33 protein-coding genes are annotated in these 26,357 nt (G+C 42.7%); 21 read left to right on the forward strand and 12 right to left on the reverse strand.

From position 1 onward, the window contains the following. Nucleotides 1-16: 16 nt before the first annotated feature. Nucleotides 17-1,030, reverse strand: a complete 1,014-nt coding sequence (locus tag FO440_RS17445) for a threonine aldolase family protein (protein WP_144249565.1) — start codon at nt 1,028-1,030, stop codon at nt 17-19. 42 nt (nt 1,031-1,072) lie between these two features. Between FO440_RS17445 and FO440_RS24535 the strand changes: the two genes are divergently transcribed. Further along, entirely contained in the window at nt 1,073-1,774 is a 702-nt protein-coding gene (locus FO440_RS24535; RefSeq protein WP_186292715.1) for a hypothetical protein, read from the forward strand. Between the two features lie 81 nt (nt 1,775-1,855). Beyond that, nucleotides 1,856-3,796, forward strand: a complete 1,941-nt coding sequence (locus tag FO440_RS17460; protein WP_144249566.1) for an endo-alpha-N-acetylgalactosaminidase family protein — start codon at nt 1,856-1,858, stop codon at nt 3,794-3,796. 24 nt (nt 3,797-3,820) lie between these two features. On the opposite strand, the gene FO440_RS17465 is transcribed toward FO440_RS17460, so the two are convergent. Beyond that, nucleotides 3,821-5,038 (reverse strand): glycosyltransferase family 87 protein, encoded by a 1,218-nt coding sequence (locus FO440_RS17465; RefSeq protein WP_144249567.1) that lies wholly within the window; start codon nt 5,036-5,038, stop codon nt 3,821-3,823. A gap of 178 nt (nt 5,039-5,216) precedes the next feature. Then, nucleotides 5,217-6,431 carry a BaiN/RdsA family NAD(P)/FAD-dependent oxidoreductase gene (locus tag FO440_RS17470; RefSeq protein WP_144249568.1) on the reverse strand — a complete coding sequence of 405 codons (1,215 nt, stop codon included), beginning with the start codon at nt 6,429-6,431 and terminating at the stop codon, nt 5,217-5,219. Between FO440_RS17470 and FO440_RS17475 the strand changes: the two genes are divergently transcribed. From FO440_RS17475 to purE, 7 genes are all read left to right on the forward strand, one after another. Continuing rightward, the gene (locus FO440_RS17475) at nt 6,430-7,038 is read left to right on the forward strand and encodes an NADH-quinone oxidoreductase subunit A (protein WP_144249569.1); all 609 of its coding nucleotides are present in this window, start codon (nt 6,430-6,432) and stop codon (nt 7,036-7,038) included. The genes FO440_RS17470 and FO440_RS17475 overlap by 2 nt on opposite strands. Then, nucleotides 7,031-7,513, forward strand: coding sequence for an NADH-quinone oxidoreductase subunit B (locus FO440_RS17480; protein WP_144249570.1), 483 nt, complete (start codon nt 7,031-7,033; stop codon nt 7,511-7,513). Before FO440_RS17475 ends, FO440_RS17480 begins: the two co-directional genes overlap by 8 nt. A 4-nt stretch (nt 7,514-7,517) precedes the next feature. Continuing rightward, a complete protein-coding gene (locus FO440_RS17485) occupies nt 7,518-8,069 on the forward strand; it encodes a GNAT family N-acetyltransferase (protein ID WP_144249571.1) in 552 nt (183 codons plus the stop codon). Between the two features lie 24 nt (nt 8,070-8,093). Beyond that, nucleotides 8,094-8,558, forward strand: coding sequence for a hypothetical protein (locus tag FO440_RS17490; protein ID WP_144249572.1), 465 nt, complete (start codon nt 8,094-8,096; stop codon nt 8,556-8,558). A gap of 112 nt (nt 8,559-8,670) precedes the next feature. Next, complete coding sequence (locus FO440_RS17495; protein ID WP_144249573.1) at nt 8,671-9,813, forward strand: 5-(carboxyamino)imidazole ribonucleotide synthase; 1,143 nt, start codon at nt 8,671-8,673, stop codon at nt 9,811-9,813. Nucleotides 9,814-9,824: 11 nt separating this feature from the next. Continuing rightward, complete coding sequence (locus tag FO440_RS17500; protein ID WP_144249574.1) at nt 9,825-10,466, forward strand: hypothetical protein; 642 nt, start codon at nt 9,825-9,827, stop codon at nt 10,464-10,466. Between the two features lie 44 nt (nt 10,467-10,510). Then, the gene (purE, locus tag FO440_RS17505) at nt 10,511-11,011 is read left to right on the forward strand and encodes a 5-(carboxyamino)imidazole ribonucleotide mutase (protein ID WP_144249575.1); all 501 of its coding nucleotides are present in this window, start codon (nt 10,511-10,513) and stop codon (nt 11,009-11,011) included. 183 nt (nt 11,012-11,194) lie between these two features. Here purE and FO440_RS17510 read toward each other — a convergent pair whose 3' ends face one another. Then, entirely contained in the window at nt 11,195-11,611 is a 417-nt protein-coding gene (locus FO440_RS17510; RefSeq protein ID WP_144249576.1) for a hypothetical protein, read from the reverse strand. 35 nt (nt 11,612-11,646) lie between these two features. Next, a complete protein-coding gene (locus tag FO440_RS17515) occupies nt 11,647-12,210 on the reverse strand; it encodes a YqgE/AlgH family protein (protein WP_144249577.1) in 564 nt (187 codons plus the stop codon). A gap of 117 nt (nt 12,211-12,327) precedes the next feature. Here FO440_RS17515 and pdxH point away from each other — a divergent pair, with 117 nt between their 5' ends. From pdxH to FO440_RS17530, 3 genes are read left to right on the forward strand one after another with little or no spacing between them, the layout of a single operon-like run. Further along, a complete protein-coding gene (pdxH, locus tag FO440_RS17520) occupies nt 12,328-12,975 on the forward strand; it encodes a pyridoxamine 5'-phosphate oxidase (RefSeq protein WP_144249578.1) in 648 nt (215 codons plus the stop codon). Then, a complete protein-coding gene (locus FO440_RS17525; RefSeq protein WP_144249579.1) occupies nt 12,972-13,469 on the forward strand; it encodes an NADH-quinone oxidoreductase subunit C in 498 nt (165 codons plus the stop codon). Before pdxH ends, FO440_RS17525 begins: the two co-directional genes overlap by 4 nt. 31 nt (nt 13,470-13,500) lie before the next feature. Beyond that, on the forward strand, nt 13,501-14,688 hold the full coding sequence (locus FO440_RS17530; protein WP_144249580.1) for an NADH-quinone oxidoreductase subunit D: 1,188 nt from the start codon (nt 13,501-13,503) through the stop codon (nt 14,686-14,688). 141 nt (nt 14,689-14,829) lie between these two features. Here the strand turns inward: FO440_RS17530 and FO440_RS17535 are convergent, their stop codons facing one another. Together FO440_RS17535 and FO440_RS17540 are read right to left on the reverse strand one after the other, a co-directional pair. Next, nucleotides 14,830-15,939, reverse strand: a complete 1,110-nt coding sequence (locus FO440_RS17535) for a S1 family peptidase (RefSeq protein WP_144249581.1) — start codon at nt 15,937-15,939, stop codon at nt 14,830-14,832. A gap of 14 nt (nt 15,940-15,953) precedes the next feature. Beyond that, nucleotides 15,954-16,526 carry an RNA polymerase sigma factor gene (locus FO440_RS17540; protein ID WP_144249582.1) on the reverse strand — a complete coding sequence of 191 codons (573 nt, stop codon included), beginning with the start codon at nt 16,524-16,526 and terminating at the stop codon, nt 15,954-15,956. A 223-nt stretch (nt 16,527-16,749) separates the two neighbouring features. On the opposite strand from FO440_RS17540, the gene FO440_RS17545 reads away from it, so the two are divergent. From FO440_RS17545 to FO440_RS17555, 3 genes are all read left to right on the forward strand, one after another. Next, nucleotides 16,750-17,001 carry a hypothetical protein gene (locus tag FO440_RS17545; protein ID WP_144249583.1) on the forward strand — a complete coding sequence of 84 codons (252 nt, stop codon included), beginning with the start codon at nt 16,750-16,752 and terminating at the stop codon, nt 16,999-17,001. A gap of 164 nt (nt 17,002-17,165) precedes the next feature. After that, nucleotides 17,166-17,378 (forward strand): hypothetical protein, encoded by a 213-nt coding sequence (locus FO440_RS17550; RefSeq protein WP_144249584.1) that lies wholly within the window; start codon nt 17,166-17,168, stop codon nt 17,376-17,378. Between the two features lie 286 nt (nt 17,379-17,664). After that, nucleotides 17,665-17,850, forward strand: coding sequence for a hypothetical protein (locus FO440_RS17555; RefSeq protein WP_144249585.1), 186 nt, complete (start codon nt 17,665-17,667; stop codon nt 17,848-17,850). Between the two features lie 63 nt (nt 17,851-17,913). Here FO440_RS17555 and FO440_RS17560 read toward each other — a convergent pair whose 3' ends face one another. Together FO440_RS17560 and FO440_RS17565 are read right to left on the reverse strand one after the other, a co-directional pair. Beyond that, nucleotides 17,914-18,390, reverse strand: coding sequence for a PA2169 family four-helix-bundle protein (locus tag FO440_RS17560; RefSeq protein WP_144249586.1), 477 nt, complete (start codon nt 18,388-18,390; stop codon nt 17,914-17,916). Between the two features lie 85 nt (nt 18,391-18,475). Next, entirely contained in the window at nt 18,476-18,646 is a 171-nt protein-coding gene (locus FO440_RS17565; RefSeq protein ID WP_144249587.1) for a phosphatidate cytidylyltransferase, read from the reverse strand. A gap of 183 nt (nt 18,647-18,829) precedes the next feature. On the opposite strand from FO440_RS17565, the gene FO440_RS17570 reads away from it, so the two are divergent. The 4 genes from FO440_RS17570 (at nt 18,830) to FO440_RS17585 (ending at nt 22,359) form a co-directional block, all read left to right on the forward strand. Beyond that, complete coding sequence (locus tag FO440_RS17570; protein WP_144249588.1) at nt 18,830-20,332, forward strand: ATP-binding cassette domain-containing protein; 1,503 nt, start codon at nt 18,830-18,832, stop codon at nt 20,330-20,332. Between the two features lie 193 nt (nt 20,333-20,525). Then, a complete protein-coding gene (locus tag FO440_RS17575) occupies nt 20,526-20,708 on the forward strand; it encodes a helix-turn-helix domain-containing protein (protein WP_222104008.1) in 183 nt (60 codons plus the stop codon). A gap of 8 nt (nt 20,709-20,716) precedes the next feature. After that, nucleotides 20,717-20,968: a hypothetical protein gene (locus tag FO440_RS17580; protein ID WP_144249590.1), complete on the forward strand. Its 252-nt coding sequence runs from the start codon at nt 20,717-20,719 to the stop codon at nt 20,966-20,968. A 266-nt stretch (nt 20,969-21,234) separates the two neighbouring features. Next, the gene (locus tag FO440_RS17585; RefSeq protein ID WP_144249591.1) at nt 21,235-22,359 is read left to right on the forward strand and encodes a CofH family radical SAM protein; all 1,125 of its coding nucleotides are present in this window, start codon (nt 21,235-21,237) and stop codon (nt 22,357-22,359) included. Between the two features lie 61 nt (nt 22,360-22,420). On the opposite strand, the gene FO440_RS17590 is transcribed toward FO440_RS17585, so the two are convergent. The 3 genes from FO440_RS17590 to FO440_RS17600 all read right to left on the reverse strand — a co-directional run bounded on the left by FO440_RS17590 (nt 22,421) and on the right by FO440_RS17600 (nt 25,076). Beyond that, nucleotides 22,421-23,404: a glycosyl hydrolase gene (locus FO440_RS17590; protein WP_144249592.1), complete on the reverse strand. Its 984-nt coding sequence runs from the start codon at nt 23,402-23,404 to the stop codon at nt 22,421-22,423. Nucleotides 23,405-23,521: 117 nt separating this feature from the next. Continuing rightward, nucleotides 23,522-24,361: a ferritin-like domain-containing protein gene (locus tag FO440_RS17595; RefSeq protein ID WP_144249593.1), complete on the reverse strand. Its 840-nt coding sequence runs from the start codon at nt 24,359-24,361 to the stop codon at nt 23,522-23,524. 13 nt (nt 24,362-24,374) lie between these two features. After that, nucleotides 24,375-25,076 carry a ferritin-like domain-containing protein gene (locus FO440_RS17600; RefSeq protein WP_144249594.1) on the reverse strand — a complete coding sequence of 234 codons (702 nt, stop codon included), beginning with the start codon at nt 25,074-25,076 and terminating at the stop codon, nt 24,375-24,377. Between the two features lie 346 nt (nt 25,077-25,422). Here FO440_RS17600 and scpB point away from each other — a divergent pair, with 346 nt between their 5' ends. Next, nucleotides 25,423-25,983, forward strand: a complete 561-nt coding sequence (scpB, locus tag FO440_RS17605; protein WP_144249595.1) for an SMC-Scp complex subunit ScpB — start codon at nt 25,423-25,425, stop codon at nt 25,981-25,983. A 129-nt stretch (nt 25,984-26,112) separates the two neighbouring features. After that, nucleotides 26,113-26,298: a hypothetical protein gene (locus tag FO440_RS17610; protein ID WP_144249596.1), complete on the forward strand. Its 186-nt coding sequence runs from the start codon at nt 26,113-26,115 to the stop codon at nt 26,296-26,298. Nucleotides 26,299-26,357 lie beyond the last annotated feature (59 nt).

Here is a 26,357-nt window from a genome sequence, read left to right on the forward strand (position 1 = left end):
TGCGCCTCTACGTTGTTTATAGATTCCTGATCACCCGTACCACGTGCTCTACCTGCTCGGGGTGGACATCCAGATGCAGTACAAAGCGGATGCGGTGTTTATCGGTTGACATGGCGTGAATGCCATACTCCGCCAATTTTTTCAACACCAAATCAGCCGGCTCAACGGTATCGAATAAAATAATATTGGTTTCGGCGGGTAATACATTGCTTACTGCCGCCGATCTTGTCAGCGCTTCGGCAATGATCTGCGCGTGGGCATGGTCTATCTTTAAACGTTCTACATGATGATCTAATGCGTAAATACCTGCAGCCGCTAAAAAACCCGCCTGGCGCATGCCACCGCCCAATACCTTGCGGATCCGCCGCGCGTATTTGATGGTATCCTTATCGGCCAATAAAACAGAACCTACCGGCGCACCTAATCCTTTAGATAAACAAACCGAAATACCGTCGAAATATTTACCATATTCGATAGCTTTATCACCAGTATAAGCAAGGGCGTTAAAAATGCGCGCCCCATCCAAATGCAGTTTAAGCCCTTTTGCTTTGCAAAGTGTGGCAATAGGTTTTATTTGATCGAGCGTATAGCAACTGCCACCACCTTTGTTCACCGTATTTTCTAAAACAACCAGGCTGGTGCGCGGGTAATGGATATTTTCGGCATTGATCTCCGGCTCGATCATTTCGGGGGTTAGTATCCCGCGGTAACCATTTAGCAAACGGGTTGACACGCCCGAATTAAACGCTATACCCCCACCCTCGTAACGGTAAACGTGCGCGGTTTGGTCGGCAATCAGTTCGTCAAGCGGCTGGGTAAAACATTTAATTGCTATCTGGTTGGTCATGGTGCCCGACGGGCAATATAGCCCGGCTTCCATACCGAAGATGGCTGCAGTTTTTTCTTCCAGTTCGTTAACGCTTTCATCTTCGCCAAAAACGTCGTCGCCAATGCGGGCATTAAACATGGCTTCGCGCATGCCGGCGGTGGGTTTGGTTACGGTATCGCTGCGTAAATCAACAGTAGTCATATTAAATATGTTAAAAATGCGTTATTTGTATTTTTATATCTTATGCGCCCAATTTTAATCATTTTATGCCTGATGCTGTTGGGTATAACAGCAAAATCACAATCATGGCAGCCCGGCTATTTTTATGATGTTAAAGGAACAAAAAATACTGGACTTATACGTGTAGACCCGCGCGGAAAAGGCCCTATTAAAGACGAAGGTTTTATTGAATATAAAGAGAATGCTAAAGCCGAATCTATCAAACTAAGCGCCAGCGACCTGCGCTCATTTGTTGCAGGTAAAGACAGCTTTATTGTAGCGGCCGCACCAAGGCAGGGCTGGTCAAAATACGATCTTGACTTTGTGCAGGTGGTGGTTGATGCTCCGCTTAGGTTGTTTATAGCACAGGGAGGCTCGGGCGGTGGCGGCGGTGGTTTTAGCCCCGGTTTGAGTATTGGCGCAGGTGCAGGAGCCGGAACAGGTGGCTATGGCGGCGGCTTCGGAGGAGGAGTTGGCGGCGGCGTGTCCATCCCGATCTTTGGCGGCGGTGGTGGCCGGGGCGACGGCAAAGCACAATATTTTTATGGCGCTAATACCGCCGAAATGCAGCCCATCACTAACGAAAACTTTATTGACGTAATGAGCGAGATCATGGGCGACGAGCCCGAGGTGGTAGAAAAGATCCAAACCAAAAAATTTGGGCCTAATAATATGGCGAAGCTGATCGCTTATTTCAAGCAGGTGCAGGCCAGTCATGGGCAGTGATTAGTAATTAGAGGTTAGTTAATCAGAGATTAGTTTTTTATTTGCTATAGTTGTTTATCCATCTTTGCAATGTAACCTCTCATGAAATATCTGTTCGTTTTATTTGCATCGTTTATTTTCACTGATAGGATTCTTGCGCAGGGAGTTCAAACAGCTTATCCTTTCGGGAAAGATCTTTCGCAAACCATGACCTACAAGATCATGCTGCGTTGCGCTACTGCCGACCAGGTATCAAACCTTGACCTTGGCGCGGTATTAAAATACATCAAACAAATAGACAACATAACCAGGGGGCTGCCTAAAATAGTGATACTTGGCGGTTACCAGCAAGACGGTCATGACCATCAATACCCATGGTGGACCCCGGCGGACAATACCCTCTTTGCACCCGGCGGGTTAAAAGGAAAGCCGGCGCTAAGCTGGCTGATGAAAGAAGCTATTAAATACCATACCCATTGCACATTTCATGTTAACCCGTTTGATGCTTATATGGAAAGCCCAAAATGGAATTATTACGCGGGCAAAGATCTGATCTGCAAAGAAACGGACGGAAGCTATGTAAAGGGTGGCAAATGGTGGGGCCGGCAAAGCTATTTTGTGGATCTGGTGAATGAATGGAGATCAGGTGTTACAAAAGAACGGATAGATGATCTTATCGCTACTTTTCCGCAATTAAAGGAGACAGGCGTTTTATATTTTGATAACGTAACGCAATACCCGGCAAGCCCTTACCATCATCAAACAAGTGATGACCAGCGAAACATTATCAAACAGATTGCGCTGTACCTGAAGCAAAAATATGGTATTCAACTGATCGGCGAGTATGCCGATAAACAGCTATACGGTTATCTTTCGCAGGGCATCACCTGGGATTGGGGCGAATATTCGTTAGGCATCGATCAGATGGAAGTACCACCCTACCTGATATGCGGCGGACGCGATATCGCTCATGATAAATTATTGAACCAACGGCTCGATATCAAACCCGCGTTGCAGGTATTTGGCAGCAGTGTGCAGTTTGAAGACATCCAGTTTCAACACTTCCCTGAGCGCGCTCAACGCGAATTTGTACACCATACGCTTACCTATTTTAACCTGAACCGCTTATTACGCGAAAAATACACTGCTGATAATGGCAACTACACGCTGTATCTGTCTGACAACACCATCAGCAATTATAAAGACAGTTTACAAACTATAACCCGGGATGGTAACCTGATCAAATCAGGCTATGATGTTTTCATGCCGGTTTACTGGCTTGATCATTTAGAAACGATGTGTTATTCGTTAAAGGGAAATACACGCACCTGGACATTCCCAAAAACCTGGAATAAGGTAAAATCAGCAGACCTTTATCTGATTACGCCAGATACCATAACGTTAAAAGAAACCGGCAGAAATATCACAGGTCTCTCCATAGCATTAGCCATGAAAGCAGGAGAATGCTTGAGTATAGTTCCGCATGGTACAGACATGCGTCATATCCGGACCATATATCAACTTCCTGCAACAGGTATAGTTGCTTTTAATGGACGGGATAGCACAACAAAAGGCAGTTGGGTGGGCAGCTATGGTAAATCAGGTTACGATATTATTGGCGGCAAGCATAACCTGCCTGCTTCCGTAAGCGTAAGCTATTTGGCCAACCATACAGAGACATGGGATTCTAATCCGACGGATCCGCGTGCGCCTTACAAGTCCGCTAAAAAAGACGGGCGCGTTGCTGCGGGTAATACAGCGGTACTCCATGAGATAATTGACGTCAGATTAAAAGACCGGTTAAGGAAAAAAGTATCGCTTTATTTCCTCGACTGGCAACACCATCACCGGCAAATATTGGTTGATGTGATTGATACTGACACCAAAAAGGTATTACAATCAAACGTATTATCTGATTTTGACAACGGTAGCTATTTAAATTACGCCATAACAGGACATGTGCAGTTTCGTTTAACCCGCTTTTTTTATGATGGTTATAAGAACCCCGGCTACCCTACTTTTTCCGGCATTTTCTTCGACTGATTGTACCTAATCTTTAATCTTCAATTAACTGATCTTCACTAACCAATCTTTATTCATTAGCCGTTCGTATTGCTGATCAATCTTTGAGTTTTGCACTACGAAATCTTTAAACAACAGTTCGTAAACTATTTTGGCCCAAATGATAATTACCGGCCAGGCTTTCATAGAATAGCGGGCAATGTAGGGTTGCCGTATAAACTTAGGCACAGCGTCTGTAAGGCCCAACCCGGTTAGTACCAGCACCAATACCAGTAAGATGATATTTGTGGTGGTATAGGGCTTGTCCTGGATCAGCATCCATATAAACACACCTGTTACAGCAATGATGTAGGTTGGATGCTCGGCGCCTGTGCTGAAAATCACAATAAATATTAATGCCGATGCCAGCACCTGTGCCCGGTACATAAACGATTTGTACTGGCTAAAGCGCAATAACGGCAATAAAAACAATATGGCCCCGGCAATGATAAACGGCGGGTTTGGTATATTGATATTACCTGTGATACGCCTTACTACCCCCATTACGCAAATATCCTGCGGCGAATCAAAATAAGCATTCAAACCAACCTTTCTGTGTAAGTTGGCAAACCATTCGGCATATGAGTTAAGCACGAACGACGGGCTGCTTATGGCCATTGGTAAGACCAAAAATACTACGAACCATATGGCCGACCATAATATAAACTTACCCTTGTTCCTGGAGAACAGGAAGAACGTAAGCCCTATTACCGGGTAAAGCTTGATCAAAAATCCTAATACTATGAACAGCGTAGCCCATTGGTCTTTACCCCGCTCTACCAATATAAAGCTAAGCAATATCATAGCCGTTATGGCCGGGTTAAACTGCATATAAAATACCGAGTTGGCATATTCTATAGCGCAGAGCAGCAATAATTGGTTCTTCTGCCGGGTGGTAAATGGCAATAAGTGTATGGCTACTAAGATGGCTATCGCGTTAGCCAATTCCCACAATAAAAAGCCCAGGCCATGCGGTAACAAAGCAGATGGCGCAATTATGGCCGTAAAAGTGGGGCCATAAAAATATTCGTCGCCATACTCGTTCGGGTAAAACCCGTACAGCGTTTTTTCTTCGCGGGCATGATAGTATGAGGCGCGGAAGATCTTGTAATTATTATCGATATGCCGCGTGTATTTAAACAGGCAGGTATAAGCCGCTACCGCGATATATAATACCCAAAGCCATTGGTAGCCGCTTAAATAAAGAACCCGTTTGTTGCTCATGCCGGCAAATATAAGTGGTGAGTGGTGAATAGTGAGTGGTGAGTGATAAAAAGTGAATGGTTAGTGGTGAATGGTTTGATGTGTAAAATTAAAAACAATCAACTTATCTTTAATCTTCAATCACCAATCTTTAAAATTAAAGATCGACAGGCCTAATCTCTAATTAACTAATCTCTAATCACAAATTCTGCGCTATCACAAACCCACTGGCCCAGGCCCACTGAAAATTGTAGCCGCCCAGCCAGCCGGTAACATCAACACATTCGCCGCCAAAAAACAGGCCCGGTACTTTTTTAGCTTCCAGCGATTTTGACGACAGCTCATCTGTAGATACGCCGCCGCGCATTACTTCGGCTTTGTCATAACCCTTATCGCCGGCAGGCTTAACCTTAAAATTATGGATCAGGGCATCAATAGCTTCAAAGTCGGTTTTGCTTAATGATGCCAGGTTCTTGTCTACCGGTAAATAGCCGCTTAAAGCCTCGGCAAATTTGCGGGTATAAATACCCGAGAGGTAATTAAGCAATGTCTTTCTGCCGTTTACTTCGCGTTCTTCCTGTATCAGTTGTGTGATGTTTTCATTTGGCAGCAAGTCAATATAAATAAACTCCCCCGCTTTCCAGTATGACGAGATCTGTAATATCGCCGGGCCGCTCAAACCCCAGTGTGTAAACAATATGTTTTCTTCAAAGCTGGCCCTGTCGTTCCACACCCGGCAAAAAATACTATTGCCCGACAGTTGCTCATACCATTGCTGGTCTTTACCCGTAATGGTGAGCGGCACCAGCGCCGGGGCGGTATCAATAATTTTCAGGCCGAACTTACGGGCTACGCGCAGTCCGAAATCTGTAGCGCCCATTTTTTGTATGGGCAAGCCGCCGGCAGCTATAACAACCTTTCCTGCTGATAAACGTGTCTCGCGCCCATGCTTCTCATACACAACTTCAAAACCTCCGTTGCTTTGTTCAACGCTTTTAACATCGGCTTCGCAGCGGATCTCCTGGCCCAGGTCATGACACAGGTTTGTAAAAACCTGGACAATATCTTTAGCTTTATCACTCACCGGGAACAATTGGCCCAGCGTTTTTTCTTTACCTGTAATGCCATAAGTTTCAAAAAAACTAATGGTATCATCCACCGTCCACTGCGCAAAGGCCGACTTGCTAAAGTGTTCATTTTGTGAGATAAACTGCTTGGGCGAAGCGTACAGATTGGTATAATTACACCGCCCGCCGCCACTGATCAGGATCTTGGCACCTACTTTATCGTTCTTCTCCAGGATCAGTGTACGCTTGCCTAAAAAACCTACCTGTACGGCACACATCAATCCACAGGCACCGCCGCCAATAATTATAGCATCAAAATCTGTTTGTTTTATTAAATTTGCCGGCATGGTTGAAGTTTCGCAAATATCAGAATTTGGAAAGATACTTATCTTTTTAATAACAGGAATTATTGCTGTCGGCCTGATGTTTTTTTTGAACCGATTGATCGCGCCCAGCAACCCAACTACCGAAAAGCTGACATCATACGAATGCGGTGAAGAACCGATAGGTAATGCCTGGCTCCCTTTTAACTCGCGCTTTTACGTAATAGCACTGATATTTTTATTGTTTGATGTAGAGATGGTATTCATCTTTCCGTGGGCGACGGTGTTTGGCAGTCATGAGATCATAACCGCCGACGCGCGCTGGGGCTGGTTCTCGTTAGCAGAAATGTTTATTTTCCTGGGGATATTGATACTGGGCCTGGTTTACGTTTGGTGCAAAGGCGACCTGGATTGGATAAAACCCAAACCGGCTGTACCAACCACCAACGCAAATATCCCGGCATCATTATATGATCAGTTAAACATTGAACAGGGTACATTTAAAGTAAGGCCCTTTGCTGCAGAACCTGCTTTAGCAACAACGACAGCGCCCGTAGCAGCAACTACAGAACCTGCGCCTGTACGCAAGCCTATGTTTAAACCCACCTTTAAAAAACCGGCAGATGAGTAACGATATCAACAGCGAAGGCGGCGGCGTAGTTGTCACCAAATTAAATGACCTGCTAAACTGGTCAAGATTGTCATCGCTCTGGCCAATGGGCTTTGGCATTGCCTGCTGCGCGATAGAAATGATGGGATCATACGCGTCTACCTACGATATGGACAGGCTGGGTGTTTTCCCGCGGCCATCAGCCCGGCAGTCGGACGTGATCATTATTGCCGGAACGGTAACCTTTAAAATGGCCGAACGCATTAAACGCCTTTACGAACAAATGCCCGAGCCAAAATATGTCATCTCCATGGGTTCATGTTCTAATTGCGGCGGCCCGTATTGGCAGCATGGCTACCACGTGGTTAAGGGTGTTGACCGTGTTATCCCGGTTGATGTATATGTACAAGGCTGCCCGCCGCGCCCCGAGGCATTGATAGGCGCCATTATTGAACTGCAGAAAAAAATAGAAGGCGAAAGTTTGGTAAAAAGCTAATGTCATGGACAAGGCTACAGGATTTAGCAAACTCTTTACCGAACGGCTTGCCTTGCGAAAATTAAAAGCCGAAGATGCCGATGCCTTATTTGCACTAAGAACCAATAGCGACGTTAATCAATATCTCGACCGACCCGAAACTACCGGTATCAGCCAGGTTCTTGATTTCATTAAAAAGATCCAGACCAGTGTTGATAGCGGCCAATCTTTCTATTGGGCAATTACATTTCCGGCTGATGATAAACTGATAGGTACCATCTGTCTCTATAATTTAAGCGAAGATCATATAGAGGCTGAAATAGGCTATGAGCTATACCCGGATTTCCAGGGAAAAGGATTAATGCAGGAAGCCATGGCAAAAGTTATCGGGTTTGGCTTTAATAATCTCGGGGTTAAAACAATTACGGCTTTGCCCCATGAAAAAAATGAACGTTCAATAATGCTATTGAAGAAAAACCATTTCGAAATTGATAACGCTCTTATGGATAAAAACAAAAACAACGAGGAGTTTGATAATTTGCTTTGCTATTCGCTTTTTAAAAATGTGAGCAAATAATATCGGCGCTTAATAAATTCAATCATGTCAAAATCTAACGATAACAAAATAAAAACACTACTTACCATCCTTTGGTTAAGCCTTTTAACCGGTACATTGGATGGCATTGCAGCCATATTACTTAATTTAAGTTTGGGTCCTGAAACTATCTTTAGATATATAGCCAGCGGCATGTTTGGCCGTGCCGCTTTTGAAGGCGGTACCGAAATGATAGTTTCGGGCGTAATATTTCATTATTTGATCGCTATTTTATTCACAACGGTATTTTACAGGCTATACCCGCTGTTTAACACGGTATTTAAAAATAAATACATCGTAGCCATCGTATTCGGGGCATTAGCGTGGGTAATTATGAATATTGCAGTGATCCCTTTAAGCAAAATAGGCCCCCACCCTATTAAGATACAAGACGTTATAACCGGGCTGTTCGCGTTGATATTATGTTTGGGATTGCCGATTGCTACGGTGGCGGATAAACAGGAAAATTAAATATTTTAATGGCGATGGGTTTAAAACCCATCGCTATGGTGTGCACACCTCTCCACAAAACCAAAATTCCTCATCAATTTTTGAAAGATTTAGGGTAAACTTGCAGTTGAAAATGAAAGCATTTTACGGAGATCTTAAACTTGGAATTTTAGGCGGCGGTCAGCTTGGCCGTATGCTGATACAGCAAGCCATTAATTATAACGTAACCGTTAAAGTACTCGACCCTGATCGCGAGGCACCCTGCCGTAAACTATGCGACGAATTTACAGTTGGCTCGTTAGGCGATTATGAAACCGTGTATAAATTTGGCAAAAAGGTCGACCTGCTTACTATCGAGATAGAAAAGGTAAATGTAGACGCGCTGGAGCAATTGGAGAAAGAAGGTGTGTTGGTATACCCCCAGCCAAGAATTATCCGTCTGATACAGGATAAGGGCCTGCAAAAACAATTTTTTAAAGAGAACAACATACCCACTGCCGAGTTTAAGGTGATCTCGTCCATTGCGGACCTGAAACAGCAAACCGATATCCCTTATCCTTACATTCAAAAACTAAGACGCGATGGTTATGACGGTCGCGGCGTATATAAGGTGTCTGACGAAACTTACCTGGCTAACGCTTTTAAAGAACCCAGCCTTGTAGAGTGCTTAATTGATTTTGAAAAAGAAATAGCAGTTATTGTGGCCCGTAACGAAAGCGGCGAGGTGAGTACTTTCCCATTGGTTGAGATGGAGTTTAACTCGGAAGTTAACCTGGTGGAGTTCCTGATATCGCCGTCTACCCTTTCGTTCGAGATCCAGCAGGAAGCCGAGCGCATCGCCAAGAAAATAGCCGAAGATCTAAAGATCGTTGGCTTATTGGCTGTCGAAATGTTTTTAACAAAAGACGGGCAGATCCTGGTGAACGAACTTGCCCCGCGCCCGCATAACAGCGGACACCAAAGTATTGAGGGCAATGTTGTATCACAATTTGAGCAGCATTTAAGGGCGATTTTTGACCAGCCCATGGGCGATACCGCCTGCTTAGGCAACGCGGTGATGATAAACGTATTAGGCGAACCCGGTTTTGAAGGCCCAGCCGTTTACCAGGGGATCGAAAAGATCTTAAAATGTCCCGGAGTATATGTGCATTTATATGGCAAGGCATTAACCAAACCGTTCCGCAAAATGGGCCATGTTACCGTGGTAGATAATGACCGCGAGAAAGCGATAGAAAAAGCCCGCTTTGTGCAGAAAACGCTTAAGGTAGTTGCCTGATCAACTTACGAATGAGAAAAATAGTTTCTTTCTTAGTTTTATTCCTTTTGTCGATACCTGCTTTCTGCCAGTTAATTTATACACAAAATCTTAAGCAGATAGCGCAAATTAATTTCCCGGGGCAACCTGTTGTTAAGGAATTGCCTAACGGGATAACCATGTACTATCTTAAAGTAAATAGTGAGATCTATTTTGCACAGGTTGCTTCTTATAAAAAAACGTTAAGCCAGCTTTTCACCAACAATGTAAATCAAAAAATATATGACACTTACATCCATGGTAATGTAAATACAGCAAAAGGCAAACTTTTATATAAGAAAAAAATCTCGATAGCTAATCTTGACGCGGTAGCATACACTTACACTTCTAAATTGCCTAAAAAAGAGCTTTACGCTTACAGTCGTTTAGTTTTTTTAAATGATAAACTGCTTAATATTTCGCTGCTGTCAAGAGACTCTTTGCCGGACAACGATACCACGCTAAACGCATATTTTAATTCGTTAAAAATTAACATACCTGCTAATAAAATTGTTACTGATAATGGCCCTGAACTGTTAAGCCGTTTTGGTTATGTTATTGGTATAGCGGCAATCTTATTGGCAGGAGTAATACTGGTTTACAAAAGATCACTTCAAAGAAAAAATCTCAGTTAGGATGGGTTTTAGCTTAAAGTGTATTATCTTCAATTATTAAAAATATGAATTCTCCAAAAATAGGTATAATCATGGGCAGCAAATCGGATCTTCCGGTTATGCAGGATGCCGCTGATGTTTTAACAGAACTGGGTGTTGAGTACGAAATAACTGTAGTATCGGCACACCGCACGCCCGACCGTATGTTCACTTACGCCCGCGAGGCCGCAGGCCGTGGCATCAAGGTAATTATTGCCGGTGCCGGTGGTGCCGCGCATTTACCGGGTATGGTGGCCTCATTAACGCATTTACCTGTTATTGGCGTGCCAGTTAAGTCAAGCAACTCTATTGATGGCTGGGATTCTATCCTGTCTATCCTGCAAATGCCAAATGGTATCCCTGTTGCCACGGTAGCTTTAAATGCCGCTAAAAACGCGGGCATCCTTGCCGCGCAGATCATATCAACCGCCGACGAAACGATAGTTAAAAACCTGATCGTGTTTAAAGAAAACCTAAAGAAAAAGGTTGAGGAATCGGCAGAAGAGATGTTAAAAGATCTTAAATAATAGAAGGTGTCATTTCGATAGAGCAATGCGGGGAGATTGCGGGAAGCTGCGAAAGAGAAATCTTCTACAATATACAAGGCGGAAATGCACGGTGTAGAAGATTTCTCCTCACACCAAAGCGCTATACCCTTCACCGTTCGTTCGAAATGACACTGCGGTTTCCTTATCCCGAAATTACGTTATTTAATCAAACGCCACCGTATCCACCCCAGACACCTTATTCACATGGCAATTACATCCGCCGGATAATTTCAGGGTAACGGTTTTGGTTTGATTGGTTGAAGGATCAGTTGCTGATACCAGCACGTCATCGCCCTCGGTTGATAGTTGTGATTTGGCACTGTCGTCAGCAACTAAATAATAGCCATAAGCCAAGTCTATGATTGTTGAACCAGGGTCGATAATTTTTAAATGCGTACGCAGATTAGTAACACTGTAATTTTGCACAGTAATAGCATTCCCATTTTTATCGGTAAATTTTATGTTGATGATGGCAAATATGTCGGTACATACCTGTGTGCCGCAGCCGGCCTTTTGTTGGTTTTTATGGCACCCCAAACAACTGCCAATAAATAGCAGGATCAAAAGTTTTTTAAGCATAACAACTAATCTCTAACCTCTAATTAACTAATCTCTTAATTCAACTGCGGATTCTCGGGGAAATTAGCAATGTGCGCGTACCTGCTGCCCAGGCTAATAACCACTTCTTTCCACATATTTTGTTCTGAAACGTTAAATATGGTATCGGCGCTACACTTCTCGGCAACTATCCAGCTATTTTCTTTTAATTCTTCATCAAGTTGGGCGGGTGTCCAGCCGGAATAGCCCATAAAAAGCTTTATTTCTGATTGGTTTAACCGGTAACCGGCTATCTGTTCTTTAACAGATTCAAAATCGCCGCCCCAATATATTCCGGGGCAGATCTCAATGCCGCCCTCTATTTTCTCGGGCACGCAGTGAATAAAATGCAACGTATTGGCTGCTACCGGCCCGCCTACGTAAACTGGCAGTTCTGAATATGCAGTATCGGGCAAAACATCGCCCAATAAATAGTCGCTTTGGTGGTTAAGAATAAAGCCCATGGCCCCGCTGTCGGCATATTCTGTTAACAGGATAACCGATCTTTTAAAATTCGGATCCGTCATAAAGGGTTCCGAAATTAACAAGCGGCCTGCCGCAGCTGTGATAGAATTTAACATAAACGTAGTTTATAATATAGATTGGTTTAACAATGTAACGTAAAATATGTTCAAACCGTTACCATTGAAATACAATTATAACTATTTACGGTATATTTAATTTGTAAGTTTGCACAAATGAATAAAGAAGAACTACAAAATTTAAGACAGGATTACAGTGCTGCCACCCTATCGGAAAAGAGCATAAATGTAAACCCGATAAAACAGTTTGATATATGGTTTAATGAGGCCGTAGCAGCCGAAATACATGAACCTAACGCCATGACCCTGGCAACCGCAACTGCTGATGGGCGCCCGTCGGCACGGATAGTTTTGCTGAAAGGGTTTGACGCCAATGGCTTTGCTTTTTACACCAATTACTTAAGTCGCAAAGGCAAAGAGCTAACCAAAAACCCCAATGCCGCTATTGTATTTTTTTGGGGCGAATTAGAGCGCCAGGTACGTATTGAAGGCACTATTGAAAAATTAAGCAAAGAGCAGTCTGAACAATATTTTCACTCTCGTCCTAAGTTAAGCCAGATAGGCGCGCTGGCATCGCCGCAAAGCCAGGAAATTGCTGGCCGCGATGAATTGGAAGCTAAAATGAGCCAACTGGAGGGCGAGTACGCCGATAAAGAGGTGCCCAAACCATCATACTGGGGCGGTTACATTTTAAAGCCACGCCTGATCGAGTTTTGGCAGGGACGTCGCAGCCGCCTGCATGACCGTATTGTATTTAAAAAGATAGATAACAAAAGCTGGAAGAAAGTACGCCTTGCACCATGAGTTTTGAGGATATTAAATTATTGCTAACCAATACATTCGGCGCGGACGTTATAGAAGGCGAAGAAACCGGCGGCTTACAACCGGCGTTATTGATAGCGCCCGACCGGATAGCAGATGTTTGCCTTGAGTTGCGCAATAATTCAAAAACCTATTTTGATTTTCTGTCATGCCTTACCGGCGTTGACTATGGTGTTGAGGCCGGTCGCTTTGGTGTGGTTTATCACCTGGCATCCATCCCTTATAAATTGCAGCTTACGTTGAAGATCAGCAAGGAACATGATCGTACCAATGGCGAACCTGTTTTTAAAAGCGTGACACCTGTTTACCGCACCGCCGACTGGCATGAACGCGAAGCGTATGACCTTGTAGGGATATTTTTTGAAGGCCACCCAGACTTGCGCCGGATTTTATTGCCGGATGATTGGGAAGGATATCCCTTACGTAAAGACTATAAGACTGCAGAGTATTATAAAGGAATAAAGATTGATTTTTAGCCCCCCAGCCCCCTAAAGGGGGAGTTTGACGATGATAAATACAGCTTTAGAGAACTATAATCACAAGATCGCTGCAGCCAGCGTTGAGGACATGGTGCTGAACATGGGGCCGCAACACCCGTCGACGCATGGGGTTTTGCGGCTGGAGCTGATCACCGATGGGGAGATCGTTAAAGAGGTTATCCCACACATGGGTTACCTGCATCGCTGTTTTGAAAAACATGCCGAGTCGCTTACCTATCAGCAAACTATTCCGTTTACCGACAGGCTGGATTACCTGGCATCCATGAATAACAGCCATGCCTGGGTAATGGGTGTTGAGCGCATGCTGGGTATCGACAAAGATATCCCAAAACGGGTAGAATATATCCGCGTACTGGTATGCGAAATGAACCGTATCGCGTCGCACCTGATAGCTATTGGCACCTATGGTATTGATATTGGTGCCTTTACCCCTTTCCTTTGGTTGTTTAAGGACCGTGAGCATATTATGGGCATGCTTGAATGGGCCTCGGGCTCGCGCATGCTGTATAATTATATTTGGGTTGGCGGCTTGTTTTACGACCTGCCCGTAGGCTTTGAAGAACGCGCCCGCGAGTTTGTTAATTACTTCAGGCCCAAAATGGCCGAGCTTAATCAGTTGCTAACAGAAAATCAGATCTTCATCAGCCGTACTGCAAATGTTGGCGTATTGCCGCGTGATGTAGCCATTAACTATGGCTGCTCTGGCCCTATGCTGCGTGGTTCCGGTTTAAAATGGGACCTGCGCCGGATAGATAATTATTCGGTTTACCCGGAGATAGATTTTGAGATCCCGGTAGGTAAAGGCGAAATGGGTACCGTTGGCGATTGCTGGGACCGTTACAAAGTGCGCGTCGATGAGATTGAACAATCATTAAGGATCATGGAACAATGCCTTGACCGTTTGCAAAACGAGTTAAAGCGCACCACCGATTTTGACCCGCGCGCTAAGCTACCCCGCAAACTCACCCCAAAACCACAGGACTACTATATAAGATGCGAAGGCGCAAAAGGCGAACTCGGTTTTTACTTTATGCATACCGACGCGCGTTCAGAGATACCTTTCCGCGCAAAAGTACGCGCGCCCAGCTTTAACAATTTGTCTGTATTGCCGGAGATTGCCAAAGGCGTTATGATTGCTGATTTGATAGCTATTGTAGGCAGTATTGATTTTGTTTTGGGGGAAGTAGATAGATAGACCTTGATTTTAGGATTTAAGGATTTCCTTGATTTGATAATTAACATTAATCATGGTAATCATCAAATCCTAAAAATCAAGGTCAAACAAGAAAGGCGCCTTACAGCGCCTTTTCCAGTCCATAGGTAAATGGAGTATTTATCAGTTATAAACTTTAACCATAAATACAAAGTTCTTGGTCTTTTCTGTTTTTTGCGCTTCGCTTAGGCCGGCAAGAGTATTCTTTTTGTTTAGGATAACTTTCTTGTCCAGCGAATCTGCAGGAATATTTTTGATGGCATTTAACAGGTATCTTGATTTGATGGCAAAATGCTCACCTTCAGCCTGCGATTGCTTGGCATCTGTAATACCGATGATATTTCCTTTACTGTCCCATAGCGGGCCGCCGCTGTTGCCGGGATTGATCGGTATAGTAACCTTATAATGTACGCTGTCGCCGTTCTGACCAACCAGTGATGATAACGAACCGGGGCTGTAAGCAGGATATCCGTCAGGATAACCATAGGTAGAGATCTGCTCGGCTATATTACCTTCCGCACGTTTAAAGGTGTAAGGTACAGCATCAAGGCCTTCAAAAGTCTTATCAACTATTTTCAGGATAGCAATATCATGCTGCGGCTCGGCATATAATACCTCTGCCTTGTAGCTATCGCCCTGTGCGTTTTGTACAGAAACCGCGTTGGCACCATCTACCACGTGGTAGTTGGTAGCGATCAGACCATCGGCAGTAATAGCAAAACCGGTACCGGTAAAGGTGGATTTATCAACAACGGGTTTACCTTTTACTGATTTATCTGATTTAATAGCGTTGATAGAACGGCTTAAGTTGGTGTTTGATCTATCCAGCCTTTCTACCTTGTTTTTCAATTCGATGATGTTCGGGTTATCGCTGTTGGTTAGTTTACCGGTAAACAGCAACACGCTTAACACGGTAAATATAGCCACCGACGCGGCAACCGAGATCTTTGAATGATGGTTACGCCACATCTGCACGATCCACATCGGGTGGATCATCAGATTTTCTTTCAGCGTGTGCACATCTATTTCATCATGGATAGCGTTAAGGCGGCTTTCCATTTCAACACGTTCGCCGTATTGTTTTAAAAGGCTTATAAAAAGTTTATGTTCCACAACTTTTCCATCCACCTCGGCATCCTCCTTGCGCAGCAATTCAAATTTCTTACGCTCATCCGGTTTCATTTCACCGTTAAGGTAACGTTCAATTACTTCTAAAAGCTGGTCATCACTCATTTTCTTACTCCTTTTTATTTCTGCTGAAAAAATAGTTTCTTCAGCCTTTGCAGGCACTTATATTTTTGCGTTTTGGCATTGTCTGCATTGGTATAACCAAAACGTTCGCAGATATCCTGCATTGATTTATTGTGGATATAAAAGTCCTCCATAATGGTTTTGCAGGGTTCGCCTAATAACCTTAACGCGCTTTCCATTTTGTTAAACTGGATATCGCGGTCACTATGCTGGTCTACCTCCTCTTCCTCTATCGGCAAAAACTCCTGGAAATCCCTGATATCCCCGCCATATCGGTTAAGCTGACTCAACCTTTTTAACCACAGCCTGCGGCAAACCGAATAGATATAAGTTTTCAGCTTACTACTTAATTCAAAATCGCCGGCTTTAACCTTATTATAAAGAACAATTATTGCTTCCTGATATATATCCTTAGCATCATCTTCATCGCCGCTATTATTAATGATCAATTGTAATACCATCGGAAAATAAGCTGTGTAGAGCTTTCTTAATGCGCTTTCCGAATTATTTAGTATCCCAAGAATAACCTCGCTGTCTGTTGGCGTTGAATCTTTTAACTGTTTATTCACTATTAATACTATTTATACAAAATTGTAACCCATTGCAGGTAAGAAAAATCTAAATTAAATAAATATTGTGTTTGGCCTTTCAATATTTTGCCCTCATTGCAGCCCAAGGTACTAACATTATCATTTGCAAACAGTTAAAAAAGCGTAATAAATTGGTTTGGCATGTTTAATGTGTGGTGTTTTTAAATTATTAAACAAATTATACTTATTTAAACACACAACCATGAAAACTACATTAAAAAACGGCTTCTTAGCTTTAGTTATTGCAGCATCATTTGCTGCATGTAAAGGCAAAGGGTCAAGCGGTGGTGCTGATTCTGTAAAAACTGATTCATCAAGCGTTACCACTACAACAGATTCTGTTAAAAAAGACACCAGCTCTGCCACGCCTGATTCATTGAAAAAAGACACCACCATCAGCACACAAAAAACTGAGGTAAAAACCAAAACTACCGAAACCCACAACAAGAAATAAGTACTTTTAATTGCAAATTGATAGGGACACGCCTTAAAATGCCGTGTCCCTTTTTTTATGCGAATTATTTATGCATGATACGCTGTATAATTGGGTCACCTTTTAGTAAAAAATGTATTAATACCAATAAATCACATTTATAAACAACAACAAAACGACAAAAAATGAAAAATGCATTCAAAATTGCCGCGGTTGCTTTAACAATCACCGCTTTTGCAGCTTGTAAAGGAAAAGGTTCTGCTGGCGCTGATTCTGTAAAAACTGATTCAGTTAAAAAAGACACTACAGTTAAAGTTGATACTTCTAAAAAAGACTCAACTAAAAAAGACACTACTGTAAAAACTACTACAGTTAAAAAAGATTCTGTTAAAAAATAATTTTAACAATTTTAAAAGCTGATTACTTAGTTTTTTTTAGCAAAAGGTAACTCATTTGGGTTACCTTTTTTGTTGCCTGATATTAATAATATCAGATCAAACGATAGTACTATTATTACTAAAACTGTTATAAAACACCGATATAAAAAATAATTTTAGCAACTTTTATACTTGATTATTAGTTTTTTAGCAAAAGGTAACCCACTATTTTACAAATAGTGGGTTACCTTTTGTGTTTTACAGTATTAAGAGAAAAACTATATAGTCACTTTTTAAAAAACTTAACATGAAAAATTCATTAAAAATCGCTGCTTTAGCTCTTGTTGTAGCTTCTTTCGCAGCTTGCAAAGGTTCAAGCTCAACTACTACTACTGATTCAGTAAAAACTGACACTACCAAAATGGCTGACACTTCTAAGAAAGACACAACCAAAATGGACACTACTAAAAAAGATACTACTAAAAAAATGTAATCTTTGTTAGTTACAAAACAAAAAAGCCTCCGGAAGTTCATCCCGGAGGCTTTTTTGTTGCTGTTAACTTTGTTGAGGATTAAGTTCAACAACCGAATCACGCAGGGCTTTGATCTCGTCATGCGATTGATCGATGATCGCCTTTTGATCGTTCAGGATATCCCTGATATATGCCGGTAGATGCTGTTCGTTCAAGGCTGTTTGGTAAGCTTTTTTGATAGCGTCTTCGCCAAACTCGCAATCTTCTAAAATACTTCTTTCGCTATGGCCCCTAAATGCTGCCTTAACTTCAAGCCAGGTACGGTGTATGGCACCGCTAACGGTTGTGGCATTTTCAACATCGGCACCCAATACCTCAATCTCTTCGGCAAGGGTTGATTTCAGCTGCTGGCTTTCCAATATCTTATTGTTAAACACAGCTACCAGGTTGTCATCGTTATCCTTAGTTTCTTTAATGGCATTCATGTAGCCTTTGATCCTGTCATTGTTGATCTGTACCAGATCATTCAATGTTTCGATAGTTGCTTTGTTGTTTTCCATGGTTTTGATTATTTATTTACCATGTGTGTAACCAAAAGCTTGCCAATAATTAACTTTTGAATAAATTAATATCAAAAAAGTAAAATCATTTACCACCGCCCATAAACAGCGAGATGATCCAGATAATTACGCCAATTACAACTACTACTGCTAAGATGCCTACAAATACGCCGGCTTTAAAAATACCGGTTATAACAGAACAGCTGCTAAGCGCCATCATGGTTAGTACTAAAAGGGAGATGTTTAATTTTTTCATGGTTAATAGGGTTTTAAATTACAGCAATAACTAACATTACGCACCAAATGTTTTTGGGCGGAGTAAACATTGTTTATACATCATGTACATCAATAGCTACACAGCATACTACATCGATAAAATTGCTTAATTATTGGCGTGATAAGTTGGGCTTATTGGCACAGATGCCTAATTTTACCGGCTATGACATCTCCTGTATTTTCTGCACAAAACATCACCGTAAGGTTTTTAAATAATGTATTGTTTGATCATTTAAACTTTACTATCAACAAAGGCGAGAACTGGGCCCTGGTAGGCGAAAGCGGATCGGGCAAAAGCGCTTTGCTGCAAACCATAGCGGGTAATTTCAATATTACAGGCGGCGAGGTCCGTTATCACTTTTTCGAGGATTATCTTGACCGGCATCCCGGCAATCCCGAAAACTTAACACACCATAAACTGGTGGCCATGGTTGAGGCTAAGCATCATTTTAAAAACCTATCGAACACCGGCGATTTTTATTACCAGCAGCGTTATAATTCGTCTGACAGTGAGGATGCCTTAACCGTTACCGAATACCTGCATACCATAAAACCCGCTCCGCGGGCTGATGTGTATTGGGATTTTGATAAGATCATAACGACCTTAAAATTAGACCGCTTAAGCCGCAAGCAGCTCATCAAATTATCAAATGGCGAAACAAAACGCCTGCGCATTGCTGCTGCCTTATTGAAAAACCCTGTTCTATTATTGCTGGATAGCCCGCTTACCGGCCTGGATATTGAAACGCGGCAGGAGTTTAATGCTATTATTAACGAGATCATTGCATCGGGTATTACTGTTGTGATGGCTACATCGCCTTATGAGATCCCTGATGCTATTACCAATGTGGCCGTATTGAAAAATGGTGTGATCACTCACGTTGTTACGAAGGCTGATTTTAGCCCTAAACTGGTAGAACTGCAGCAAACTGATAACATTGACAAGGATGAATTACGGTCGCTTTTAAATACCGGCGCCGCATCTTTTGATTACGGGAAGATAATCAGCATGAATAAGGTACATGTACAATATGGCGAAAACGTGATCTTGAATGATGTGGACTGGCAGGTAAACCCCGGCGACCGCTGGGCGCTGCTTGGGCATAATGGCGCCGGTAAATCAACCCTGCTAAGTTTAATAAACGGCGATAACCCGCAGGCCTATGCCAATGATATTATCCTGTTTGATAAAAAACGCGGCAGCGGCGAAAGTATTTGGGACATTAAAAAGAAAATAGGTTTTGTATCGCCGGAACTGCACCAATACTTCCCGACGGATAACAGTTGTTTGCAGGTGATCGAATCGGGTTATTATGATACCCTGGGCCTTTTCAGGCCAAGCAACAAAGAACGTGCGGAAATAGCCCTGCGCTGGATGAAAGCTTTAGAGATCGATAAATACGCGCGTACGCTGTTAAAAAACATCCCGGCCAGTGCGCAACGCTTATGCCTGCTGGCCCGTGCACTGATCAAAAACCCGCCCCTGCTGATATTTGACGAACCCTGCCAGGGCATGGACACACACCAGCAGCAACATTTTAAAAGCCTGGTAGATACCATTTGCGGACTGAGTAAGGTTACACTGATCTACGTGACCCATTACCAGCATGAGATACCGGAGAGCGTGGACAAGGTTTTGAAATTGGAGAAGGGGAATGTGGTGTAACAATATCAAATTGTTTATATTTTATTGTTATAATTTAATTAATTTAATAATAAGAAATAACAGGAAACTATTTTCCTTCAAATTACGTTAATTGGGTAACGAGGCATATCGTTCCAACCTCTTCTGTAGCTTATGCATCGGTTACCAATTAATTTGAAGGAATAAAATGCCATTGAACCTCAAAAAAACATTAATGAATATCAGGCTTAGGCGCGAAAACTTGCACTACAGCCAGGAATACGTTGCATCAAAACTAAAATTAACCCAGCACGCCTACAGCAAAATAGAATGTGGCGTCACAAAAATAACCCTGGAAAGATTAGTACAAATATCAGACGTGTTGCTAACGCTGCCGTCTGCTTTAATTGAAATCTAGTGCGAGAGATGCGGTGGAACCAGTATGAATATGCTGAGCTGGATTTTTACAAAGATATAGACCTGTTAGACGAAGATTTTGCTGAAATACTTTCGCCTACCCCGGTTAAATCCATCAGGCAGTTTTTTTGGATAGAGCGCGATTATATCAGTCCGGATCTGATAAAACCCGTTTTAATTTTTAATAAGGAGCTTGAAATTCCTTCCAACATTATTTTCGCCATAGGGCTTAAATATGCCAAGCACTTTCTGCAATGGTAAGTCATCAGCAATGCAACTTCGCACGTTTCGTACCTGACGGCACGAATTTTACATTTGGTTTTTTTGCTACCGACCTTTAGCACCTACGGTGCACGGAATCTTGTTAGTAGGCCGTAAGCCATAACGGCCATTAGCGCCACGACACGGTCAATTGTGACAAACATTTACCAACAAATGCTTTGTTAGCTTTCGGTAAAGTTTTTCAATAAAATACCTTTTACCTATCCGCTTTCACCTTTAACCTTACTACTTTGTATATTTGCTGTATGAATACTGCCGATCTGTTACAACGCGCTTCGCGGTTTGAGTTTTTGAGTATTGAGGAAGGCGTTTACCTGCACTATAATGCATCAACAGCCGACCTGATGTATGTGGCAAACGAACTGCGTAAAAAGCAGGTTCCGCATGGCAAGGTAACCTGGCAGATAGACCGTAATGTTAATACTACCAACGTTTGTATAGCTAACTGCAAGTTTTGCAATTTCTTCCGTCGCCCCGGCCACGAGGATAGCTATATCACTGATATTGAAACTTATAAACAAAAGATAGAAGAAACGTTCCGCCTGGGCGGCGATCAGCTTTTGCTGCAAGGCGGCCACCACCCCGACCTGGGCCTGAGTTTCTATACTGATCTGTTTAAAAAGCTGAAAGAATTATACCCTACGCTTAAACTGCACTCGTTAGGCCCGCCTGAAATAGCGCACGTAGCCAAACTGGAGAACATGAGCCATATCGATGTGCTGCGTGCCATGAAGGAATCGGGATTAGATTCACTGCCGGGCGCAGGTGCGGAAATATTGAACGACCGTGTACGCAGGCTGATATCAAAAGGTAAATGCGGCGGTAAGGAATGGCTGGACGTAATGCGCGCCGCGCACCAGCTGAACCTGCCAAGCTCGGCCACCATGATGTTTGGCCACGTAGAAACCATTGAAGAACGTTTTGAGCACCTGGTATGGATCCGCGAGGTACAGTCAGAAAAACCTGAAGGGCATCATGGCTTTATCGCGTTCATCCCCTGGCCGTTCCAAGATGACGGTACTTTATTACGTAAAGTGCGGGGTATCACCAATAACGTTACCGGCGATGAATATATCCGCATGATAGCCCTGAGCCGTATTATGCTGCCGAACATTAAAAATATACAGGCCTCATGGTTAACCGTTGGTAAACAGGTGGCACAGATCTGCTTAAACGCAGGCGCTAATGATTTCGGGTCCATCATGATCGAAGAGAACGTGGTATCCGCCGCAGGTGCGCCGCACCGTTTTACCGCTAAAGGTATCCAGGATTCTATCAAAGCCGCAGGGTTTGAGCCGCAACTCCGCAACCAAAAATACGACTGGCGCGAAATGCCGACACAGTTGGAAGAACAGGTGATTAACTATTAATCATTGGGTCATTACGTCATTAGTCATTGGAACATGTACTAATGACGTAATGACCCAATGACTAATGACTACTCACCGCCCTCATCTTCAACCGTTTAAGCGACAACGGTGTTTGGTCTAATGTATGGCCCACGCCGCCATCGGGCAGGTTAAAATAGCAAACGTACAGGCAACCGTAATTACAAGTTTTTACCCAATCGTAAATAGCGTCAATATATTCGGGGCAATCGCCTACTCCGTGTAATTCGTTAGGTTTATTTCCTTTAGGGGCAACATTACCAAACTCGCCTATGCAGGTTGGCTTTTTATGCTGATTGGCAAAACTTGCCTGCCACTGCAGCATGTAGTCGCCTTTGGTTATCCTGTCCAGCATTTGTTGTTGAGTAGGGTCTTTGTCTCCCCAGATCATCCCGTATGTATCAGACCCGATAACATCTACCACATCATCACCCGGATAAAACGGCACAGGGTTTGGGTTACCGGCATTTACACACCACACGATATTAACTATTTGCCCGTTAACCGCTGCCGATTTAAATCCTTTTTTGATCAGTGGCACCGCCCTGCGCCAGGCGGCTATAAACAGATCGGGTGTTTGCCGCATAGGGTTCATGTTAAACTCCCACCATAACCGGGCGTACACGGCTTTCGGTCCGTACTTAGCCAGGCATCTGCCCAAAGAAATGAAAGTACTATCTTGTGATCCCGATATGATCTCCTTTAAATATTCATTATAATTAACGCCCATATCGGTAGGTATCAATGGCACGCCCACATCAATGGGGCGGTCGAAATGGTTTGCCTTCCAGGCTGGCACGCCACTCTCTTTAGCCCAGAGCCAATCACCATTAGCAATATTCTTCCAGCTTGAACGCCCCATCCAGGTACCCATTATTTCCTGTTTGATGCCGTACTGCTCTATGCTTTTGCCGCTGTTACCGGTTAGGGTTCTGCTGTGTTTGTATGATGGAGTATCTATATGTGATATAGCAAATGTTTTAACACCGCTAAATACTACCAGGCATACTAAGATTGATTTGATCATGTCGCTTTTATCCCCGTATAAAAATGCAATTTAAATCCCGATCCAGGTAATCTGCAAAAGGCATAAAACAAAAACGCCCCGGCAAGCCGGGGCGTTTTTAACATAGGTATTTCAATATTATTTTACACCGAATGGCGCAACTAAAGCAACAACCTGTGCCGAAGTTAACGGCTCATCGAAACTTGCTGTAGCAGCCGCAATGCTTACATTACCGCTTACACCTGCAAGGCTGGTAATAGTTACACCACCCTGTTTGATATTGTCTTCACCTGCATAGTTACCGTCAACAGCGCCTATACCGGTATCGTTAGCGCCAACTATCCACGGTTTGGTAGTTGATGCACCTCTTGCCCTACGGATCTGGCGGATGGCAGAAGCGTGGCGTGCTTCAACAGAGTGGATGTTCAATGCCGGGGTTAAAGCTCCGTTGTTTCCTAACAAGAAACCTGCCTGGCCTTTATACGCACGTACGCCGGTATCTTCAAACGCTTGCGCTACCGCAAAGAAGGTATCCAGGTTTGTTAATACAGTTGGAAAAGTACCGCCTGCTGTAAAATCATAAACCCCGTTATTACCTTGTGTACTTTGAGCAACCGCAGCAGACATTAACACACTTTGTAAAAACTTAACGTGTGCATTTTCATGACCCTGGATAAGTGTGATATATCCTTTTTCTGATGCAGAGAAGCCTAATGACGAAGCTGCACCTGCATTGTAAAATGCAGATTCAAGATATTCTAACTTCAAGGCATAGTTTAACACATCAGTTACTGATGGTGTAGCAGCCTGGCCATAAGCCTTTTTAAACAGGGTGCTGAAAGCAAACGGCATAGCAGCAACCGCCACTTTTGAACCAAAGCTTGTGATATTTTTTATCGCTGCGCGACGTGGGCTGATCCTGTCCTGGAACTCGGGATCTGCCTTTTCAATTTCTTCTATTATTCCAAATAAATTCATGACTTTTCTGTTTTTAAGATGCTACGTAACCATAATTAGACGCACTCACTTTGGTAGTAAGGTATGTATTTGCTATCGGCAATACCTGGGCAATGGTTTGTTGTTTGTCTAAACCATTAACGTCAAGTATTGTAGCGTCAGCAAAGCTTCCCGGACTAACTAAATTGCGGATGTATGAAGCATGACGCGCTTCAACTGATACAATTTTTCCTGCTATCAGTAAATAATCAGCGTTTTGAATTAAGTAACCTGCACCATTATATGCACTTACGCCTGTATCCTCAAATGCTTTTGCGGCAGCTAAAACGCTATCGCGTTTTGAAAAGTCAATTGCGCTAAAGTTAGGTGTTAATGATTTAATGGCATTTGTACCTAAAGCTGCCTTAAAAAATTCGCGGTGTGCAACTTCGTGGTCACGAATATCTGTTAATAAAGCAATCTCATCAGCAGTAGCGCCTGTGTACATGTGGGCCGCAACATTGATATAAAATGCCGCTTCTAATTGCTCAAGTGCGTAAGCATAGTTAAGTATGGCAAGATCACCTTTAGCGCCAATGTCAACACCTGTTGATGTAGTCGGGCCCGGGTTTTTGTCCTTGTGGCATGAGGCTGCTGCTAATACGCCAATTGTGGCGACACCTGCCCCGGCATAACGTAAAAACGACCGTCTGGCCAAGTTTACATCATCTTTCTCAAATAATTTTTCTGTTTCCATGAGTGAATTGTTGAATTTGATATTTTAGTATTTAAGTAATAATTTGCTGGTTGTCTTTTTTAACCTACGTGTAATCAAACGGCCTCGGTTTTCATATTGTCAATACATTGTTACTCCTTTGAGGAATTATTGAATTTTTATTAAAAAAGATATTTCAATATTAAAAAAATCATAATTTCGGTTATAGTTCCCCGTTGCCAAAAAGCATACCAGTAATACGAATAAGTGATGTTTGGATTTAATTTCTAATTAAATAATTTAAGAACCGGTCTTATTTAGCTATAACCGGTTGCATTTTTAATTAAAAACTTGTTACACGTTTGAGGAATATTAATTTTACTGCATAATGGAGAATCCTGAATTGTATATAGAGGCTCTTGTTTTTGCTTCAGAACAAAGCATCCGTGTTGAAGAAATTTTATACTGCCTGCAGGCTGCCTTTGAGCGCGATTTTACAACCGAAGAAATAAATACGAGCCTTACAAATATTAAGAACAAATACCTGGCAGATAATTTTGCCATTGAGCTTACCCATGTAAATAACGGGTACCAGTTTCTTACTAAAAAAACTTATCACCCGGTTATCAGTTTACTGCAACTACAACGGTCAAAAAAGAAGCTGAGCCAGGCTGCTTTAGAAACGCTTTCCATCATTGCCTACAAGCAGCCCGTAACTAAAACCGAGGTGGAGCAGATCCGTGGCGTAAACTGTGATTACTCCATACAAAAATTGCTTGAAAAGGAATTAATCGCAATAAACGGGAAGTCTGAAACCATTGGAAAACCAATTTTATATGGCACAAGCTCACTTTTTATGGATTATTTTGGAATAAATAATATTGAAGAATTGCCTCATATAAAAGAACTTACAGATGGTTCAAGTTCAATTGGCGAGCAGCAGGAATAAATTTTAAATGTTTTTTTTTTCAAATTGAATTTTCGTTATTTTTACTAATAATAAGAACACACATTTACAGGAAGATTTTATAAATTATTAAGCTTATCCTAATTTTAATTTTATAATAAATATCACCCCATGGGAACGCCAAAAAAAAATGCAGACAAGAACATTCCTAAAAACACGGATGCAGAAGATGATGATGACGACTTGGAAGTAACGCCAAAGAAAAAAGTTGTTGACGAAGACGACGATTTTGACGGGCCTTTGGATGACCTGGGCTTTGAAGAGTTTGGTGATGATGACGAAGACGACGATTATTAATAACTATATTAGCTAACGTATTTTAAAGCATTCAGAATACCTTTCTGGATGCTTTTTTT

It is taken from the genome of Mucilaginibacter corticis (assembly GCF_007558865.1).
GTDB classification, from domain to species: Bacteria; Bacteroidota; Bacteroidia; order Sphingobacteriales; family Sphingobacteriaceae; genus Mucilaginibacter; species Mucilaginibacter corticis.